Below are 15,582 nucleotides of genomic sequence, written 5' to 3'. Positions count from 1 at the left end.
CCCCGCCCAAGCCTGAGGCTTGGGCCCAGCGAGACCGCCGTTATCCGAGTCCTCGACCAGGAAAGAATCGACCGTATCAATCAAGACCTGACCCGCGCCTGGAAGGCCGATGTTGAAACCACCTGCGTCCTCTCGGGCATCCTGCTGCTCCCCTGCCTCATCCTCATCGGCCTGCTGGATGGCCCGCTGTTCGCCAAGGTCATCCTGTGCGGTTTCCTCTGCCTGATGGTCGGTGGCTGGTGCACCGCCAAGTGGCTCAACGCCCAGGCGCAACCCAGGGCTGACGTCACGGGAGTGAAGGTGGAGCAACTGGAAGGCTACTTTGACCGCCGCCGGGTTCGGACTGCCGGCAAGCCCTATATCGAATACAGCTTTGGCAAGCATTGCCTGCACATCCAGACCTCGGCCAGCAGCTTCTTCAGTGGTGATACCCAGTTGAAGCTCAACCGCCGCTATCGCGTCGACGCCCTGTACCTCACCGGCCGCTCCAGCGACTACACCGGCTATTACCTGCTGGAAGAAACCTTCCAGGAAATCTTCGATGACAGCGACCTCAGCGCCGAGGAGAAAATCCAGGTTGCCAAGCGTGAGAGACGGATCAAACAGCACCTCAAGGAGCAGCAGAAACGCCTGTACCGCCTCTACCGCAACCCCCAGGGCGAACTGGAGGCGGTGGCCCTGGGTTTCAATTTTGCCGCGTGCTTTCTCACCCTACTCTGGTCGTTCTGCGCCGGCCTGTACTGGGTGACCGGCCTCACCCTGGCGGCCCTGGGCCTGACCCTGCTGATCCCCGATACAGGCGCCGGCCACCACTGGTTCGCCCTGGGCTGGCTGCTCAGCGCCGGGGTATTCGGAGCGTTTGGCAACCTGTGGCGAGAAAAGAACGTGCTGTCCCGGGGCTTTGTCCAGGTCGACGCCCTGGAGTCCTGCAACCCCGATCAGGCCAAGGTGGCGTACAAGCGACAGATCGAAGAGGCGGCGCCGGGGTTTGGTCAACCGCCTCCGGCATCCCCGCCCCAGGAGCCCGACAAGGTCCTCTAGCCACCGTCCGGGCCTCGGGCAGCCTACAAGGTTTTTGGCGAAGCGGCGGTCTGATGCGGATCGATGGGCGTGCGCGCCAACGCCTCACGCAGCCAGCTGCCGGCCGCGCCGGTGCGCCGCAGGGAAGACCAGACCAGGTCGATACCCACAGTCCAGTCGGTGAAGGGATAGGCCTGCAGTTGCAACTCCACCAGCTCGCCCGGGCGACTCAGGTCCTGCATCAACTGCCTGGGCACCGTGGCCCACCCCAGGCCCGCGCGCAGCATGTGAATCAGGGTCAGGTAGCTTTCGACGCGCCAGTGGTTGGGCGAATTGAGGTACTCGCCGGTGGGCAGGCGATCCTCGAAAGGCAGATAGACCAACTGCCGGAAGCTGCTCAGGTGATTGAAGTCGACGCTGTCCATCTGACTCAGGGGATGGGCGTGGCAGGCCACATTGGCGAAAGTGATACTGCCCAGGCGCGTGAACAGCAGGTTTTTCGGGTAGCGGGCCCGGGTACACATCAGCCCCAGGACCACCTGCTGCTCCTCGATCAGGCCCAGTGCATCCTGGCGGGACGGATGCAGGACCGTCAGATCGACATGGCCGAAGCGCCGGGAAAACTCTTCCAGCACCGGGCTAAGGGCGGCGTAGGGAATGGCGTCATCGACGCTGATCAGTAACTCGGTTTCCAGCTCCCGAGCCAGGCTCCCGGCCCGGCTTTCCATGGTGAAGCATTGACCCAGGATGGCCTGGGCATCGCGCAACAGCGCCCGTCCCTCAGCCGTCAGTTGCGGATAGCGATGGCTGCGATCGAACAGGCCGACGCCCAGATCCACTTCCAGGTTGGCCACCGAAATGCTCACCGCCGACTGGGACTTGCCGAGCTTGCGCGCCGCCGCAGAAAAGGAGCGCTCATCGGCGACCGCGCAAAACGCCGCCAACTGTTCCAGAGACAACCTCATGACCGCACCATAAAAAAAATCAATAGATCCCGTTTTTACAACGGCCGCACCAGGGCGCATGTTCGCCCTGCCCCACCCAACGAACGCCACAGTACCTTACCCGACAGAGCCTCGATAAAAACAATCAGGAGAGGACCATGAGTCACTGCGTGCATCCGGTCGACCAGCATTTGCCTGCGGCACAGACCGCAGTCCTGGGCCTGCAACATGTATTGGTGATGTACTCGGCCTGCATCATAGTGCCGCTGATCCTCGGCGCCGCGCTGCAACTGCCCAAGGAGCACTTGACCCTGATCATCAACGCCGACCTGCTGGCCGCGGGCCTGGCGACCCTGGTGCAGTGTACCGGCAACCGCTACTTCGGCATCCGGCTGCCAGTGATGATGGGGGTGACCTTCGCTTCGGTGACACCGATGATCGCCATCGCGCTCAACCCCTCCCTGGGTCTGCCGGGGGTTTACGGCGCAATCATCGTTTCCGGCATCTTCGGGATTCTCTTCGCCCCGATCATGGGACGCCTGCTGCGGTTCTTCCCCCCGGTGGTGACCGGCACCGTGCTGCTGGTGATCGGCATCAGCCTGATGCGGGTGGGCATCGACTGGTCCGCCGGCGGCCGCCCGGTCATGGTCGACGGCAGCGTCAACCCGGATTACGGCAAGCCGGCCTATCTGATCATCTCCCTCCTGCAACTGCTGCTGATCCTCGGCATCAACCGTTTCGCCCGGGGCTTCATCGCCAATATCGCCGTGCTCCTGGGGGTGCTGCTGGGGTTTGTGGTGGCTTTCCTGCGGGGCGACATTCACCTCGACGGCCTGCAGCAGACACCCTGGTTCGCGATGATCAGACCCTTTGCCTTCGGCCTGCCGAAGTTTGATCTCAGCGCCATTGTCTCGATGTGCCTGGTGATGCTGGTGACTATGGTGGAATCCACCGGAATGTTCCTCGCCCTGGGACGCATGGTGGAGCGCCCCACCACCCGTGAGCGCCTGGTGCGCGGGCTGCGTTCCGACGGGCTCGGAGCCATCATGGGTGGCTTGCTCAATGCCTTTCCCTACACCTCCTTCTCGCAGAACATCGGCCTGGTGAGCATGACCGGAGTCAGGAGCCGCCACGTGTGCATCACTGGCGCGCTGATCCTGGTGGGTCTGGGGCTGTTTCCCAAACTGGCGTTCATCATTGCCTCCACGCCGCAATACGTCCTGGGCGCGGCCGGCATGGTGATGTTCGGCATGGTGGCGCTGATGGGGGTAAGGATTCTGTCCACGGTGGACTTCGAGCATTCCCGGCACAACCTGCTGGTGGTCGCCACCAGTGTCGGCATCGGCATGATCCCGATGGTCTCCCCCAGCTACTTCCAGCACCTGCCCGCCTGGAGCCGGGTGTTCACCGAGAGCGGCATTGTCCTGAGTGTGTGCAGTGCCCTGCTGCTGAACCTGGCGTTCAACGGCTTCGGCAGGAACGACGCGGCCGAGGCGGCTGCCGCCCACAGCGCGACCCTCGGCGACTGATACCCGCATACGGCCCATCATCTTCTCTCAACAAAGGTTGATCACAATGACCAGTGAACTGATTCGCGCCGACCTGGTGCTGACCATGGACGCCCACAACAGCCTGATCGAAGACGGTGCAGTGCTGGTCAGGGATGGCCTGATTGCCGAGGTCGGCCCAGCCCGGGAGCTCCTGGCCCGATACCCTGCGGTGGCCATCCGGCGCCTTACCGACTGCCTGCTGATGCCCGGGTTGGTGAACACCCATTGCCACTCGGGGATCCTGCGGGGTACAGCCGAAGGCTTGCCGGTCTGGGACTGGCTGCAACAGTACATCGACCCCATGCACCGGGTGCTGCTACCTGAGGAAGCCCGCCTGGCGTCCATGCTGTGCTACAGCGAGGCACTGCTGTCGGGCACCACCACGGTGGTCGACATGTGGCGCTACATGCATGGCAGCGCCGAGGCTGCCAATGAATTGGGAATCCGCGCGGTCCTGGTGCCCTATGTCGCCGAACACCCGGACCATGACTACTTCGAGACCCTGGACAGCAACGAAGCACTGATCCAACGCTGGCACCAGGGCGCCGGCGGACGGATCAGCGTCTGGGTCGGCCTGGAGCACCTGTTCTACGCCCGGCCCCAGGCCTGGCAACGTATCGCCGACCTGTGCCGGACCCATCAGGTGGGCTTTCACACCCACAGCAATGAAAGCCGCTTCGATGTCGAGGAAACTCTGCGTCGCCATGGCGTGCGACCGTTGCGAGCCCTGGAGAAATTCGGCCTGCTGGACGCCCCCCAGGTGCTGCTGGCCCACTGCGTGTGGCTGGATGACGATGAAATCGGCCTGATGGCGCAACGCAACATCGGCGTGGCCCACAACCCGGTGAGCAATATGAAGCTGGCCTCCGGCGCGGCGCCCATCGAACAGCTGCTGGCCGCCGGCGTCGCAGTGGGGCTGGGCACCGATGGCGAGAAGGAAAACAACAACCTCGACCTGTTCGAAGAGATGAAAGTGTCCTCGCTGCTGGCCAAGTTCTCACGCCTGGACGCTGCGGCCCTGGACGCCTGGTCCGTATGCCGCATGGCCACCATCGATGGCGCCCGGGCCCTGGGCATGGATAAGCAGATCGGCTCCCTGGAAGCGGGCAAGGCCGCCGACATGATTGCGATCCGGACCAACACCCCGCGCATGACCCCCTTGATCACTCGCGGCCCCCTGGCCAATGTTCACCACAACCTGGTGCATGCCGTACAGGGAGCGGATGTGGAAATGACCATGGTGGCCGGTCGCGTGCTGGTGGAGCACGGGCAGTTGCAACACCTCGATCTGGATGCGGTGATCACCGAGGTCAACCAGGCTGCGCCTCGGCTGTTCGCCCGCCGCCAACACTGGCTGGACCAGGCCGGCGCAGCGGTCAATGCCCTGGACCGGGCTGACCGCGAATAAGCCATAGTTGCCCCTTGCAGGCCCGCATCAGGCGCACTCCACCCAGGCAGGCGGCATGCTAGAGTCGCCCCTGCATTTTTCTCAACGCGCCAAGGAAAACCGCGATGACCGCAGTGATCTACCAGGGCGGCTGCCTGTGCGGGCAGATTCGCTTCGAGGCCCGGGGACCTGCCGCCAATCCCCATACCTGCTCGTGCAAACTGTGCCAGCGCCACAGTGGCGCGTTGACGCTGGCATGGGTCGAGTTCCCCCGGGAACGGGTGACCTGGACCGGCCCTGGCGGCGCACCGGCGACCTTCAGGTCATCGGACTATTCGAGCCGGGCCTTTTGCCGGGAATGCGGCAGCACGCTGGGGGCTGTCGATGACGAGCCGACCCTTGCCCTGCTGCTGGGCTGCTTCGATGACAACCGCGACCCGGCCCTGATGCCGGCCAGCCATGCGTTCAGCGATCGCTGGCCAGACGGCTGGCAACCTATGTCGCCGCCCCCGCTCAACGCCGTGCAAAAAAACGTTGTTCCAGAAGCTGAACAGGCTCGGGACAACGCTGTGCGAACTCAATACAAAGGCCCACTGCATGAGTGAAACACCAGCACACCATGACACCGCCCTCGCCTCGAATATCTGGACCTGGTACGGCCAAGGATGAGTATCGAAAAATCATCCTGCTGGGAGAGCTGGGCGTGGCTCTGGAGTTCCTCGCCCTGGAAGCCGGACGGCAACGAGAGGAAATCGGCTGCTGCGCCGAGTGCAACCTGTGGTCCGACTACCTGGAGTATCTGGACGGCTTCGTGAAGCATTTTCCGGCCAATCTGGCGCGGCATCTGCTGTCGCACTTGCAGACACTGTTGCGCGACTGTGAAGCGCTGTGCCGGGAGGCTTACGGAATAACCCTGGAAGACAACGGCTTCAAGCACCCGCAATGGCAGCCAGTGCGCGAAGGTGCCCGTGAAGCCCTGGCGCTGCTGGGTTGGTCCGAAGTGCGCGAGCATATGCCAGTGTTGACCGAAGATTGCCGAGCGGCGTTGCGCAAATGGCCGGATTGAACAACCGAAGGCCGGCGGTGGTTGGCTGGGGCCTTTCGCTGGCCAGCCAGTTGCTGCGCTGATCGGCACGGCGCGATCCCGTAGGAGCCGGCTTGCCGGCGAAGGCGATCATGCGGGCACCTTCGCCAGCAAGCTGGCTCCTACGGGATTAGTTACAGCACGGCCTGTAGCAGATGGCTATCCGGCAGACGACACCCGCCCGTTCCTAAAGCGCCGTGTCTACCGGACTGCGGGGCAAGGCGCGTTTGTGGGCGGTGCGCCGGTAGGCGCTTTCAATCAGTTGCCGCACGTTATCGGGCACCGCTTGGCCCATCAGGTAAGCATCGATTTCTTCGTAGCTGCAGCCGTAGGCGGTTTCATCCAGCTTGCCCGGAGCCAGTTCCTCAAGGTCCGCCGTAGGCGCCTTGTGCACCAGTTGGCCTGGAGCGCCAAGGGCGTCGGCCAGCAGGCGTACCTGGGTCTTGGTCAGGCCCGACAGCGGGGCCAGGTCGCAGGCACCGTCGCCGTACTTGGTGAAGAAGCCCATCAGGGCCTCGGCGCCATGGTCGGTGCCCACCACCAGGCCGTTGCTGAAGTTGGCCACGGCGTACTGCGCGATCATCCGCGCCCGGGCCTTGACGTTGCCCTTGGCGAAATCGCTGAGGGCCGCCGAGGGTTGCAAGCCTTCGATCCTTAGCTGATTCATCATTCCATCGACGCTGTCGGCAATGTTGCAGGTGCTGACGCTGTCCGGGCGAATGAAGTCCAGGGACGCCTGGGCATCGCTTTCATCCGCCTGGCTTTTATAGGGCAGGCGCATGGCGATAAATCGCGCCTGCTGCCCTGCCCCGCGCAGTTGCTCCACCGCCAGTTGGCACAGGCGACCGGCCGTCAGGGAGTCGACTCCGCCACTGATGCCCAGCACCAGGGTCGTGCAGCCGGACTCGCGCAGCACGTGCTGGATGAACGCCACTCGCCGGGCGATTTCCAGGGCTTCGCCCCCACGCACCAGTTGCCGGTCGATGCCCAGTTCCCGGGCGATACGTTCTTGGGTTGGGTTGCTCATGTCAGGCCTCCAGGGGCGAGTGGGCAAGATCGACGTTGAACACCTGAGCCGCATAGCGCAGGAACGACGGGTCTTCACAGACGTTCTTGATCGGGTCGTCGGAGAACTTCACCACCGGTTCACCGTGGACTCGCACCAGCTTCATCACGATGCTCAGCGGCTCGACGCCTTCGACATCGCAGGCCAGGCTGGTGCCCATGCCGAAACCGAACCTGGCCTGGCCGCGCACGTGGCGCAGGATCGGCAGGCATTTCTCGAAGTTCAGGCCATCGGAGAACATCAGGTCCTTGGTCCGTGGATCGATGCCCAGTTCGCGGTAGCGGGCCAGGACCTTGTCGGCCCAGAGGATCGGGTCCCCGGAGTCCTGGCGCAGGCCGTCGTAGAGCTTGGCGAAGTACAGGTCGAAATCCTTGAGGAAAAAGTCGGTGCTGATGCAGTCGGTCAGGGCAATGCCCAGGCGTCCGCGATACTCGTGCACCCAATTCTCCAGGGCCGCATTCTGGCTCTCGCGCAGCCGCCCCAGTTGCTGGTGCACCATCAACCACTGGTGGGCCATGGTGCCGATCAGCGGCAGGTCGAACTCGTAGGCCAGGTGCGCATTGCTGGTGCCGACGAAGACCCCGGGGAAATCGCTGCGCATGATCTTCACCACTTCGCGCTGGGCCTTGAACGACAGGCGCCGGCGGGTGGAAAAATCCGAGACGCGGAACTCGGCAAGCTCGTCGCGACTGGCGTGTTTCTCCAGCCATTCAAACTTCTGGTAGAGCCGGCGAGTGACATCCTCAAGCTCCACCTCGGGGTACTTATCGCGGTTGCGCAACTCGCTGACCATGGCCAGCACCGGTTGTTCGAACATGATGCAGTGCAGCATCGGGCCGCGGACGCGGATGCTCAGTTGGCCGTCGACCGCCGCCACGTGGATGTAGCGCAGGTTGAAGCGGAACAGGCCGAGGAACTGCTCGAAGTCCGGGGTCAGGTATTCACGAAAACGCTTGTTGAACAAAAAGCGCTGTTCGCCTTCGCGCATCTGCAGGCCGGCGAGCTTTTCCAGTTCCTGGCGGATCTCGGGGATCAGATGCACCAGGGACTCTTTGGAGCGAACGATGAACTGGTATTCCACATCGACATTGGGGTGCTGGTGCAGCACCGCCTGCATCATGGTGAAGGTGTAGTAGTCGGTGTCCAGCAGGCTCTGAATCACGCCGTTGTTACGGTCGAATGCACTTTCCATGATGACTCCTCAAGCCTTGGCCAGTCTGGCGGTTTCTTCGCGGGTCGCGGCAACCGCGATGCCCGCTCGTTGCATGTCGTCGATCGCCTGGGTAGCACCCTCGGCGCTGATGGCGCGACAGGCCGGCAGGTGAATGATCACCTTGAAGCCGGCGGCGGCCAGTTGCAGGGCGGTGGTCTTGACGCAGAAATCCAGGGCCAGGCCGCCGACGATGACCTGCTCCACGCCCTGGCTGTTGAGGTACTCGATGGCGCCGGTGGAGAGCTTGCCGTGCAGGTCGTGGTAACAGGCGCCATAGGGGTGCAGGTCAGGCTCCACGCCCTTCCACACGAAGTAGTCGTAGTCGTACGGCGTGGGCAGCTCGTCAAGCAGGGTGAAGCCCTCGGTGCCCGGCACGCAGTGACTGACCCAGGTCAGGTCGGCGTGTTCCAGGCCGGTGGGCTGGAGCATCTGGTCGTGCCCGGCCACCACCCATGGAGCCTGGGGGCTGTGGGCGTCCTTGCTGCCGATGCGCAGGCTGGCCAGGGTCGCCATGAAATTCAGCTCGCCGCCGATGCGATCGCCTTCGATCACGGGCAACTCGTCCGGGCACAGCGGGGTAAAGCTCTTTTGTGCATCGACATCGAAGGAAGCGGTCTTCATCGTTTGGCTGTTCATGCTGGGTCTCTCCTCTGCATGGAGCACAAAGTACATGTCATGTACTTTCATGGCAAGCCCCTGTGAATTTTATTTTTCTCAAATGAACTTCAAACAATATGCACAAACAAGGTGAAAAAGGTGATTCTCCGCCGACAAAAGCGATGCTAAGGTACATGTCATGTACCAACCGAGGAAAAGCAGATGTTTGAACTGGCCCTCTATGGCGGCGCCTTCAACCCGCCCCACGCCGGACACGCCCAGGTGATGCTCGAAGCCGCTCGCCACGCCCGCCGGGTACTGGTAGTCCCGAGCTTTCGCCACCCGGATGGCAAGCGCATGGCCGACTTCGAGCAGCGCAGCAGCTGGTTGCAGGCAATCACCGCGCACCTGCAGCCCGAGTGCGACGCCGAGCTGGCGGTCAGCCGCCTGGAACGGCAACTGGCCCTGGCCGACCCGGGCCCGGTCTACAGCTTCACCCTGTTGCAGCGCCTGGCGGACGACCTGGCCCTGGACGGCAAACGCATCGCCCTGGTGGTGGGTGAAGACGTCGCTCGTCGGTTGCCCAGGTTCCACCGCGGCGAGGAACTGCTGCAACGCTTTTCCATCCTCTGCATCGAGGAGCAGCCCGGAGTGCGCAGCAGCGTATTGCGCCAGTGCCTGGCCCGGGGCGAAACACCGCCCAGCCAATGGCTGGCACCGGGCATGAATCCGCTAAACTACGGCCTCTACGCCGTCCACGGAAGTTGATATGCACGACCGCACCACCCTCCCCAGTGCCTACCTGCACACCATCGACCTGTGCCTGCTGCGCTACAACCGCGAGCGCTGCGAGCTGGAAATCCTTCTCCACCAACGCGACAGCGAGCCTTTCACCGGGCACTGGGCGCTGCCGGGCATCGTGGTCAACGGCGATGTCGAGGACCGCAGCCTGAATGACGCGGTGGAACGCCTGCGCCGTTCAAGCAAAGTGGACATGCCCCTGGCCTGGCTGGAACAGGTGGGCACCGTCGGCGACGCCTTTCGCGACCCGCGCTGCTGGTCGTCCTCGACCTTCTACCTGGGGATCGTCAGCGACCCGGTGCAGCCTGGCCCGCAACAGGGTTTCTTTGCCCTCGGCGAGGTGGCCAGCGGCGCCTTCAAGCTGCCCTTCGACCACAACAACCTGGTGGCCCAGGTACAGGAGCGGCTGTTTTCCAAATCCCTGTACAGCAGCCTGCCGCTGATGTTTCTCGGCAACGAGTTCAGCGCCCCGGAGGCGGTGAGCATCTTCTCCCTGGTGCTGCAACGCCCGGTGCTCAAGACCAGCATCCGCCAGCGCCTGCTGAAGATGAGCGAAGCCGGCTACTTGCAGGAAACCGGACGCAAGAAAAGCGGGGATGGCGGCCGCCCTCAAGCCACAGTGGAAACCCTCAAGCCCACCGAGTTGTACCTGTTCGATCGTTGTTTTCTGGAGTAATGCCGCCCATGAGTTCCGTCACCGAAAGCCAGTGCCTGCTGCAAACCCCGTACTTCAAGGTGGTCCGCGAAAACGGCTACTTCATCATCAAGGAAGCCCAGGCGGTGAACGGCGTGGTGGCCGTACCGACCCTGGCCGATGGCCGGCTGATGCTGGTGGACCTCAAACGCCGGGCCATTGGCGGCCAGTCCATCGAGTTTCCCCGGGGCGCCATCGATGCCGGGGAAAGCGCCTGTGACGCGGCGGCCCGGGAACTGCTGGAAGAGACCGGCTGGCAGGCATCACAAGTCCGCCAACTGGGCTTGCTGCACAGCAACACCTCGCTGATTGCCAGCGCGGTGGCGGTGTGTCAGGTCGAGATCGCCGAACAGCAGACCGCCGCCACCGATGGCGAGGTGGACCATGTGCTGTGGGTCAGCCGCCAGGAGTTGCTGGCAATGATCGCCGCCGGCCAGATCACCGACGGTCACACGCTGTCGGCGGCGATGCTGCTGCTGGCCAGCGAGTCGGCCTGACGCCCCCACTTCTCCAGGGCGAAGTCGACAAAGCTGCGCAGCTTGGGCAAGCGATAGCGATCCTGGGCGTAGAGCAGATGCATCGTCCGAAAGGGCAACTGATAGTCCTGCAGCACCGGCACCAGCCGGCCCTGCTGCAGGTCTTCCTCCACCAGCGCATCGGGCATCATCACCAGCCCCAGTCCACCCCGCGCCGCCCGGTGCAGGCCGGACGAGGTGTTGGTCAGCAGCGAGCCGGACACCGGAACCTGCACATCCCCCTCGGGCCCGCGCAACGGCCATTGCGTGGCGGTGGAGCTCCACTCGTCACCGGCCGGGTAGGCAAATGCCAGGCAGTTGTGCTGCTGCAGGTCTTCGGGAACCTGCGGGGTGCCACAACGCTCCAGGTACTCCGGAGCGGCGCAGATGGTCAGGGTGTAATCCTGCAGCGGCCGGGCAATCAGCGATGAGTTGTCCAGATTGCCCAGGCGCACGGCCACGTCGAAGGTGCCGTCAGTCAAATCAAAACGCTGGTTGGCCAGGGTCAGTTCCACCTTGACCTGGGGGCAGCGCTGCCGGAACTCGTTCAAGGCCGGCGCCAGACGTTCGGTGCCGAAAGTCAGCGGCGCGGTAATGCGCAAGGTGCCGGAGGGCTCACCCTGGGCCTGCTCCGCCAGGCGCTCGGAGTCCGCCACCAGGCCCAGCACCGCCAGGCAACGCTGGTAGTACTCGGTGCCGAACTCGGTAAGGCGCTGGCGTCGCGTGGTGCGATTGAGCAGGCGCACCCCCAGGCGCTGCTCCAGGGCCCGCAGGTGATTGCCCACCATGGTGGTGGACATGCCGCACTCCCGGGCAGCGGCAGTCATGTTTCCCGCCTCCACCACCTTGACGTACACCGACATCGCCTGGAACAGATCCATTATCAACCCTGACTTCAAGATGATTAAAGAAATGGCGAGTTTATCTAGCTTTAGTGGCTAACGATACTGACGACACAACCCCCCGAGATGGAGTGACCCGCGATGAGTGCCGCCTGCCTGATGAGCACCTACCAGCCCCTGCCCCTGAACTTCAACAAGGGCCTGGGTACCCGCCTCTGGGACCAGGCCGGCCGCGAATACCTGGACGCCATCGCCGGAGTCGCGGTGACCGGTATCGGCCATTCCCACCCCAAGCTGGTGCAGGCCATCAGCGAGCAGGCCGGACTGCTGCTGCACAGCTCCAACCTGTATGACATCCACTGGCAACAGCAACTGGCGGCCAAACTGACCGGACTGGCCGGGATGGATTGCGCCTTCTTCAACAACTCGGGAGCCGAGGCCAACGAAACCGCGCTTAAACTGGCGCGACTCCATGGCTGGTACAAGGGCATCGAGCACCCCCTGGTGGTGGTCATGGAGAACGCCTTCCACGGCCGCACCCTGGGTACCCTGTCGGCCAGCGACGGACCTGCAGTACGCCTGGGCTACGGCATCCTGCCGGGGGATTTTCTCAAGGTGCCCTTCGGCGATCTGGCAGCGCTGGAATCGAACATTGCCGAATACGGCCCGCGCATCTGTGCCGTGCTGATGGAGCCGATCCAGGGCGAGAGCGGTATCCGGCTGGCACCCGCGGGCTACCTCAAGGCGCTGCGTGAACTCTGCACCCGGCGCAACTGGCTACTGATGCTGGACGAGATCCAGAGCGGCATCGGCCGCAGCGGGCGCTGGTTCGCCTGCCAGCACGAAGGTGTGGTGCCGGATGTGATGACCCTGGCCAAGGGGCTGGGCAACGGCATTCCCATCGGTGCCTGCCTGGCCCGGGGCAAGGCCGCACAACTCTTCACCCCGGGTAGCCACGGCAGCACCTTTGGCGGCAACCCGCTGGCCTGTCGAGCGGCCTGCACAGTGCTGGAGATCATCGAGGAGCAGGGCCTGCTGGCCAATGCCCAGCGCCAGGGAGCACTGCTCTTGCAGCGGTTGCGGGAAACATTGAAGGGGCACGCCCAAGTGCTGGAGATTCGGGGGCTGGGGCTGATGATCGGCATCGAACTGCGGCACATGCCTCGGGACCTGGTGCAGATCGCTGCGAGGGATCACGGCTTGCTGATCAATGTCACCCGGGGCAAGACCATTCGCCTGCTGCCGCCACTGGTGATCGATGAGGTTGAAGTGGAGATGATCGTTCAGGGCCTGTGCCGGATGCTCAAAGACCTTTGAGCGGCAGTGGGGCGCGGCCTGGACCCGCCCCGGCCACAGGGTCAGTCGTCCAGGGCCTTGGGCGGCGCGGCGGGCTTGGCCGCTTTACCGGCCTTGGCGTTGGCCGGTTTCGCTTCCGGTTCAGGCGCCGGTGTCGGCGCCGCGGCCTGCTTCTCCGCCGCCGGCAACTGGTCGACAGCGCCGAAGACTTCCTTGAGCTCGATGGCCCCGGAATGCTCCAGCTTCTTCTCGCCGTCCTTGCCCACCAGGATCACCTTGGTCTGGGCCCCCGCCCCCAGCTTGAGGCTGCGGATCAGGGCCATGGTGGATTGCGGGTCGATGTCCTTGCCATCGCGCTGGCCGATGGTGTTGATCACCGTATACAGGACCATGTTGCGTTCGTTGAAGGCCTGACGGGTTGCCGGCTCCTCCAGGGACTTCTTCAGGCTCACCAGGGTCGGGTCCACGGTGCTGGGGGCAATCACGATCAATGGCCGTGACTTGCCCAGGTCCTGAGCCAATGGGCCGTCGTTGTCGGCCGCCAGGAGCGGGCCGGCGACAGCGAGCAGAGTAGCGAAGGTCAATGACCGAATGAACATGCGTCTCTCCTTATGTTTTCCACGCAGTAATGATTGCGCATTGCGGGAAAAGGTCCAGGCCGGGACTCAAAATCTGACATTTTTCTGTCCGGCTGGCCGAGCCTGCGCGTCGCGGTCCAAAGGCGGTGGAAAACAAGGGATACAGGGTTTCAGCGGTCATCGAAGTGCATTCCACGGTAAGGTTTTGTTGCATATAAGCGGGCTGTACGGAATATCGAAGCAGAGGTTCCCCCGAAACTTCCACCCCTCCCCCCGGCACCAGAATATGCCATCTTTTATATAAATCTCCCTGACCGACTCGTACATCAACCGTATCGAACGGCAGAACTTTAAAGTTGCCTGCAAAGTGTCATCTTTCAAACGTCAGAAAATAGGAAAAACCATCCATTGAGCATGCACAAGCCTTTCTATTTCGGGACTTTCGCCCCTCCGGCATCTCGCTGAATTCACCCATCAATACAAACGGAACAACGCATCAGGACACAGACCGATATCAGTCGAAAGTTGCAAGTCGCTCTGCAATTGAATGCACTGAACAATGATCTTTAACAACTAACACAATGAACACCTGCTTATTCTTCCATTGCCGACCGAACTAGAATGGCGGGTGTCCGTGACCCAGGCCTGGAGGCCCTGCGCCGGGGGCTGGGCGAACACACCACCATCGACGAGTTGATCATGCTCAACCAGCAACACTGGAACAGGCCCCAAGCGGTGGAGATCAGCTACAGCCTGGAAGAACAGAACATCCACTTCGACCTGTTGCTGTTGTTCACCGAGGGCTCCATGGCCTTACTGGAACAGAAACTCGCCTACCTGAAGAATTGAGCCATGCCCAAACGAATGGATTTCAGTGAGCAGCACTGGTTGCTGGCGGTGGTCCAGAGCATCGATGCGGGGATCGTCGTGCTCGACCTCGAATGCCGGGTCCAGGTGTGGAACAGCTTTATGGAGAGACGTTGGGGAAGCTTGTAAAAAAACCGCCTCCAAGGGATAAACTGCGCGCTTTTCCGGTCCATCCCCGGTCTGTTACGCCTTTTCCAGCGCCACAAGGAGTCCTGCGCGCATGTCCCAGTCGAATTCGAAGCTCTCCCCGCAACAGCAATGGCAGCAAGCCGTGCTGACCTATGCCCGCGACATCAACCACTATGTCGAAACCGGCACCCGCGAGGGCTGGAAGGGCTTGAAGGAGCCGAACATGCCCGATACCGAGCATCTGTTGGAGGACTGGCAGGCGGCTCTGCAAGCGAGCAACCAAGGCCCCTACGACGCGGCGCAGCGCCAGGCCTTTCGCCAGGACTGGCCACCGGCACACTTCCCCCTGTCGCCGCGCCTGGAAAGCCAGGGGCGGATGATTCCCGCCCTGGCCCTGTTGCCGGACGGCAGCCTGCTGGCACGCATCGGCGCGCCCTACGAGGCCGGCTTCGTGGTGCATATCGACGACGCGCGGATCCAGACCCTGGAGCAGGTGGAGTGCTTCGGCATGTGCCCGCAGCGGCGTTACTTCGCCTGGGGCCGGGCCGATGGCATCCAGGTCAGCGACGGCTGGAACGGGCCTCAGGTGGCGAGCTTTCCCTGGCCCGCCCCTCACGCCGACCTGCCTGCAGGCCTGGAGCTTGAAGACACCGGACGCCCCTCTCCCACCAGCCTGATCCCTTTCCCCGACGGGCGCCGGGTGCTGCTGGTGAGTGCCGACGGCATCTTCGTCCTGGCTGCCGATGGCGCCACCCGCCTGCTGCGCAGCCTTGAGGACATCCAGCAGGACCTGGCCGACGGCGTCGCCGCCGAGGACCTGAGCATTGGCCTGAGCATGGAACATGGCGCGGTGTCGCCCGATGGCCAGTGGATCGCCGTGGGCGAGCAAAGCGGGATGCACCTGGTGTTCGATGCAAGGTTGCAGCAAGTCGCGCAGATCGGCCCCGCCAGCGAGTACCCGCACTTCGCTCACTTCAACCAGCGCGGCGACCGCCTGCT

The 15,582-nt window shown here is 63.3% G+C and carries 15 protein-coding genes and 3 pseudogenes; 12 read left to right on the top strand and 6 right to left on the bottom strand.

Annotated elements, in window-relative coordinates; genetic code table 11:
• On the top strand, positions 1 to 1,041 hold a 1,041-nt coding region (locus tag BLX41_RS15500; RefSeq protein WP_123725689.1), incomplete at its 5' end, for a DUF2628 domain-containing protein.
• A 23-nt stretch (positions 1,042 to 1,064) separates the two neighbouring features.
• Here BLX41_RS15500 and BLX41_RS15495 read toward each other — a convergent pair.
• Positions 1,065 to 1,985: a LysR family transcriptional regulator gene (locus tag BLX41_RS15495; RefSeq protein ID WP_123725614.1), complete on the bottom strand. Its 921-nt coding sequence runs from the start codon at positions 1,983 to 1,985 to the stop codon at positions 1,065 to 1,067.
• A 137-nt stretch (positions 1,986 to 2,122) separates the two neighbouring features.
• On the opposite strand from BLX41_RS15495, the gene BLX41_RS15490 reads away from it, so the two are divergent.
• From BLX41_RS15490 to BLX41_RS15475, 4 genes and pseudogenes are all read left to right on the top strand, one after another.
• On the top strand, positions 2,123 to 3,493 hold the full coding sequence (locus tag BLX41_RS15490) for a nucleobase:cation symporter-2 family protein (RefSeq protein WP_123725613.1): 1,371 nt from the start codon (positions 2,123 to 2,125) through the stop codon (positions 3,491 to 3,493).
• A 46-nt stretch (positions 3,494 to 3,539) separates the two neighbouring features.
• Entirely contained in the window at positions 3,540 to 4,922 is a 1,383-nt protein-coding gene (locus BLX41_RS15485) for an amidohydrolase family protein (RefSeq protein ID WP_123725612.1), read from the top strand.
• Between the two features lie 104 nt (positions 4,923 to 5,026).
• Positions 5,027 to 5,398: pseudogene (locus BLX41_RS15480) on the top strand (GFA family protein); the annotation flags it as partial.
• Between the two features lie 122 nt (positions 5,399 to 5,520).
• A complete protein-coding gene (locus BLX41_RS15475; RefSeq protein WP_259744933.1) occupies positions 5,521 to 5,967 on the top strand; it encodes a hypothetical protein in 447 nt (148 codons plus the stop codon).
• A gap of 205 nt (positions 5,968 to 6,172) precedes the next feature.
• Here the strand turns inward: BLX41_RS15475 and nadE are convergent, their stop codons facing one another.
• From nadE to BLX41_RS15460, 3 genes are read right to left on the bottom strand one after another with little or no spacing between them, the layout of a single operon-like run.
• Positions 6,173 to 7,012 (bottom strand): ammonia-dependent NAD(+) synthetase, encoded by an 840-nt coding sequence (nadE, locus tag BLX41_RS15470; protein WP_123725610.1) that lies wholly within the window; start codon positions 7,010 to 7,012, stop codon positions 6,173 to 6,175.
• A 1-nt stretch (position 7,013) separates the two neighbouring features.
• Positions 7,014 to 8,243: a nicotinate phosphoribosyltransferase gene (pncB, locus tag BLX41_RS15465; RefSeq protein WP_123725609.1), complete on the bottom strand. Its 1,230-nt coding sequence runs from the start codon at positions 8,241 to 8,243 to the stop codon at positions 7,014 to 7,016.
• Positions 8,244 to 8,252: 9 nt separating this feature from the next.
• Positions 8,253 to 8,900, bottom strand: coding sequence for an isochorismatase family protein (locus BLX41_RS15460; protein ID WP_123725608.1), 648 nt, complete (start codon positions 8,898 to 8,900; stop codon positions 8,253 to 8,255).
• A 183-nt stretch (positions 8,901 to 9,083) separates the two neighbouring features.
• Between BLX41_RS15460 and BLX41_RS15455 the strand changes: the two genes are divergently transcribed.
• The 3 genes from BLX41_RS15455 to BLX41_RS15445 are packed head-to-tail and all read left to right on the top strand — an operon-like array spanning position 9,084 to position 10,853.
• Entirely contained in the window at positions 9,084 to 9,629 is a 546-nt protein-coding gene (locus tag BLX41_RS15455; protein WP_123725607.1) for an adenylyltransferase/cytidyltransferase family protein, read from the top strand.
• A 1-nt stretch (position 9,630) separates the two neighbouring features.
• Positions 9,631 to 10,338: an NUDIX hydrolase gene (locus BLX41_RS15450; RefSeq protein WP_123725606.1), complete on the top strand. Its 708-nt coding sequence runs from the start codon at positions 9,631 to 9,633 to the stop codon at positions 10,336 to 10,338.
• 8 nt (positions 10,339 to 10,346) lie between these two features.
• Entirely contained in the window at positions 10,347 to 10,853 is a 507-nt protein-coding gene (locus BLX41_RS15445; RefSeq protein WP_123725605.1) for an NUDIX hydrolase, read from the top strand.
• Here the strand turns inward: BLX41_RS15445 and BLX41_RS15440 are convergent.
• Complete coding sequence (locus tag BLX41_RS15440) at positions 10,805 to 11,752, bottom strand: LysR family transcriptional regulator (protein ID WP_123725604.1); 948 nt, start codon at positions 11,750 to 11,752, stop codon at positions 10,805 to 10,807. The two genes, BLX41_RS15445 and BLX41_RS15440, sit on opposite strands and share 49 nt — an antisense overlap.
• 102 nt (positions 11,753 to 11,854) lie before the next feature.
• On the opposite strand from BLX41_RS15440, the gene BLX41_RS15435 reads away from it, so the two are divergent.
• The gene (locus BLX41_RS15435) at positions 11,855 to 13,030 is read left to right on the top strand and encodes an aspartate aminotransferase family protein (protein WP_123725603.1); all 1,176 of its coding nucleotides are present in this window, start codon (positions 11,855 to 11,857) and stop codon (positions 13,028 to 13,030) included.
• Between the two features lie 41 nt (positions 13,031 to 13,071).
• On the opposite strand, the gene BLX41_RS15430 is transcribed toward BLX41_RS15435, so the two are convergent.
• On the bottom strand, positions 13,072 to 13,608 hold the full coding sequence (locus tag BLX41_RS15430; protein ID WP_123725602.1) for a DUF4174 domain-containing protein: 537 nt from the start codon (positions 13,606 to 13,608) through the stop codon (positions 13,072 to 13,074).
• A 645-nt stretch (positions 13,609 to 14,253) separates the two neighbouring features.
• Between BLX41_RS15430 and BLX41_RS15425 the strand changes: the two are divergent.
• The 3 genes and pseudogenes from BLX41_RS15425 to BLX41_RS15415 all read left to right on the top strand — a co-directional run.
• Positions 14,254 to 14,436: pseudogene (locus BLX41_RS15425) on the top strand (response regulator); the annotation flags it as partial.
• Positions 14,437 to 14,439: 3 nt separating this feature from the next.
• Positions 14,440 to 14,574: pseudogene (locus BLX41_RS15420) on the top strand (diguanylate cyclase); the annotation flags it as partial.
• 100 nt (positions 14,575 to 14,674) lie between these two features.
• Positions 14,675 to 15,582: beta-propeller fold lactonase family protein (locus tag BLX41_RS15415; RefSeq protein WP_259744932.1), on the top strand; the 908-nt coding region annotated here is incomplete at its 3' end.

The organism is Pseudomonas protegens (assembly GCF_003732485.1).
Lineage (GTDB): Bacteria > Pseudomonadota > Gammaproteobacteria > Pseudomonadales > Pseudomonadaceae > Aquipseudomonas > Aquipseudomonas protegens_B.
The sequence above is the reverse complement of the archived record's forward strand: the minus strand, read 5'-3'. Positions and strand labels throughout refer to the sequence as shown.

Bases quoted from the DNA above. Each gene is read 5' to 3' on its own strand.
- BLX41_RS15490 (WP_123725613.1), top strand. From the start codon at position 2,123: ATGAGTCACTGCGTGCATCCGGTCGACCAGCATTTGCCTGCGGCACAG.
- pncB (WP_123725609.1), bottom strand. From the start codon at position 8,243: ATGGAAAGTGCATTCGACCGTAACAACGGCGTGATTCAGAGCCTGCTG.
- BLX41_RS15430 (WP_123725602.1), bottom strand. From the start codon at position 13,608: ATGTTCATTCGGTCATTGACCTTCGCTACTCTGCTCGCTGTCGCCGGC.
- BLX41_RS15450 (WP_123725606.1), top strand. From the start codon at position 9,631: ATGCACGACCGCACCACCCTCCCCAGTGCCTACCTGCACACCATCGAC.
- BLX41_RS15440 (WP_123725604.1), bottom strand. From the start codon at position 11,752: ATGGATCTGTTCCAGGCGATGTCGGTGTACGTCAAGGTGGTGGAGGCG.
- BLX41_RS15445 (WP_123725605.1), top strand. From the start codon at position 10,347: ATGAGTTCCGTCACCGAAAGCCAGTGCCTGCTGCAAACCCCGTACTTC.
- BLX41_RS15475 (WP_259744933.1), top strand. From the start codon at position 5,521: ATGACACCGCCCTCGCCTCGAATATCTGGACCTGGTACGGCCAAGGAT.
- nadE (WP_123725610.1), bottom strand. From the start codon at position 7,012: ATGAGCAACCCAACCCAAGAACGTATCGCCCGGGAACTGGGCATCGAC.
- BLX41_RS15435 (WP_123725603.1), top strand. From the start codon at position 11,855: ATGAGTGCCGCCTGCCTGATGAGCACCTACCAGCCCCTGCCCCTGAAC.
- BLX41_RS15455 (WP_123725607.1), top strand. From the start codon at position 9,084: ATGTTTGAACTGGCCCTCTATGGCGGCGCCTTCAACCCGCCCCACGCC.
- BLX41_RS15485 (WP_123725612.1), top strand. From the start codon at position 3,540: ATGACCAGTGAACTGATTCGCGCCGACCTGGTGCTGACCATGGACGCC.
- BLX41_RS15495 (WP_123725614.1), bottom strand. From the start codon at position 1,985: ATGAGGTTGTCTCTGGAACAGTTGGCGGCGTTTTGCGCGGTCGCCGAT.
- BLX41_RS15460 (WP_123725608.1), bottom strand. From the start codon at position 8,900: ATGAACAGCCAAACGATGAAGACCGCTTCCTTCGATGTCGATGCACAA.